At 47.1% G+C, this 1,492-nt stretch carries 5 protein-coding genes; all 5 read left to right on the top strand.

Going from position 1 to position 1,492, the window contains the following annotated elements:
* Window positions 1–234 (top strand): hypothetical protein (locus ACT3RU_RS17945; RefSeq protein ID WP_483392986.1); only part of this gene is annotated, 234 nt, incomplete at its 5' end.
* An 11-nt stretch (window positions 235–245) separates the two neighbouring features.
* Window positions 246–446 carry a hypothetical protein gene (locus ACT3RU_RS17940; protein WP_483392985.1) on the top strand — a complete coding sequence of 67 codons (201 nt, stop codon included), beginning with the start codon at window positions 246–248 and terminating at the stop codon, window positions 444–446.
* A 50-nt stretch (window positions 447–496) separates the two neighbouring features.
* The gene (locus ACT3RU_RS17935; protein WP_483392984.1) at window positions 497–847 is read left to right on the top strand and encodes a hypothetical protein; all 351 of its coding nucleotides are present in this window, start codon (window positions 497–499) and stop codon (window positions 845–847) included.
* A 33-nt stretch (window positions 848–880) separates the two neighbouring features.
* Window positions 881–1,081, top strand: coding sequence for a hypothetical protein (locus ACT3RU_RS17930; protein WP_483392983.1), 201 nt, complete (start codon window positions 881–883; stop codon window positions 1,079–1,081).
* Window positions 1,082–1,223: 142 nt separating this feature from the next.
* Window positions 1,224–1,492: hypothetical protein (locus ACT3RU_RS17925; protein WP_483392982.1), on the top strand; the 269-nt coding region annotated here is incomplete at its 3' end.

Below are 1,492 nucleotides of genomic sequence, written 5' to 3'. Positions count from 1 at the left end.
ATTCAAAATGCATGGTATCAGGCGGCTGGCCCTTTGACATCGGCAGTGGTTAACGACGAAGGTCGTTTCAAAGCGTTGGCAGGTAGCGTTTATAAAGTACTTCCCACGCCTTTCAGGTTTGTGGTAGGTGAAGAGTTTTTTGTGCAGTGGTGCTATGAAAAGCGAAACATACTGCTTGTAGAAGTTCCTGCAGACGCCGTTGACCAAGAAGTTCAAACTAATAACGATATTTAAGGTAGTTTTGAATGCTCAAGCTTCTTTTTTTTGCGTTTGTTGCATTTTTTATATCATGCCTCGTTGCTGGTTGTTCAAGGCTGGCCAATGATGGCCGAAAAGAAGAACGTGTTGAAATAGGTAGTGTATTTAAAGCTATAGTGGGCTTGGGTTTGCTTGCTTTTGCTCTATATATGGGAGTAAAGATTCTTTTCTTGGCTATCTCGTACTAGTAGGTAATATAAACAGGTTCCTTGATGGGGCCAGTTTTGTAGAGGGACATGTGAAAACGAATGCGCAGACTATTTCTGCCTACGATGTTATTTATGACGTAGTGCCTAAACTTGATACCGTCGAAAAGCTAGTGGGGCACACGCTTGATGAAGCGCTCAATACCCAGGAACTGGAAAGCATCGCGCGTACCAACACGTTGAAAATGGAGTTCCAGCTGGAACTGACCATGATACGTATGAACCTGGAGCATTTGTTAAAGCGCTACCAGCAAGAGCTGAATGCCGTGGTACAAGATAGACGTCGTGACCAGCTATTAACGCTTGACGCGTTTGAGGCAGTGGCGATTGAAAATGCTGCTCAGCTTTATCGGCGAGTGCAAGTTCATCAGAAGGCGGATTAAGCGCTTTGCAGCGTACAAGCCAAGAGAGTAAATGTGATTCCCAGTGAACATGAGCGCGTGGTACTTGAGCTGGAAACGCTCATCTGTGAAACCCAAGCCACGATTCGCCAAGCCGAAACCCACGGGCTAGATACAACCATGCCCGATGATTATGCCCACCTTCTTGATATCCTCGATAAAGCGATCAAGCAGCAGCACGACCATACGTTAGCGATGCTGGAAAACGACGGCTAGCGGTTAATTTTACACACATGCAACGGATGTTTTGCCTTGCTCGCGTCTCCATCATGCCACTAATTGCCTAGCTCGCTAAAATTGCTTTTTTGCCATACTGGCCGATACTTTTCGTCTAACAATAAAACGTGGGTTATAAGCAATGAATGCGCACACGCTGGCGCTGACCTGTGCCATTGGGGCCGGGTGGTTAAGCTTTAATACATTGGTGGTGGCTGGTTATTTATTGGTATATAAAAGAGAGACGCTGGGGCTGGGAGAGCGGAATAGCTTTTGGCTAACGGCTGCGGGTAAACGTGATGAAAAATCCGCGGCTTCCCCTGCGGTTCCCCCACGCTCACAGCCTAGCCAAAAGCCTATAGAAGAACGTGTGCCCATGGACTTGCCTGAGCAAGAAGAGCCGTTCCTGGA

Source organism: Halomonas sp. TP35, assembly GCF_052375975.1.
GTDB classification, from domain to species: domain Bacteria; phylum Pseudomonadota; class Gammaproteobacteria; order Pseudomonadales; family Halomonadaceae; genus Vreelandella; species Vreelandella citrativorans.
The sequence above is the reverse complement of the archived record's forward strand: the minus strand, read 5'-3'. Positions and strand labels throughout refer to the sequence as shown.

What these genes read in the sequence shown, in the direction of transcription:
- ACT3RU_RS17940 (WP_483392985.1), top strand. Translation starts at nt 246, where the DNA reads ATGCTCAAGCTTCTTTTTTTTGCGTTTGTTGCATTTTTTATATCATGC.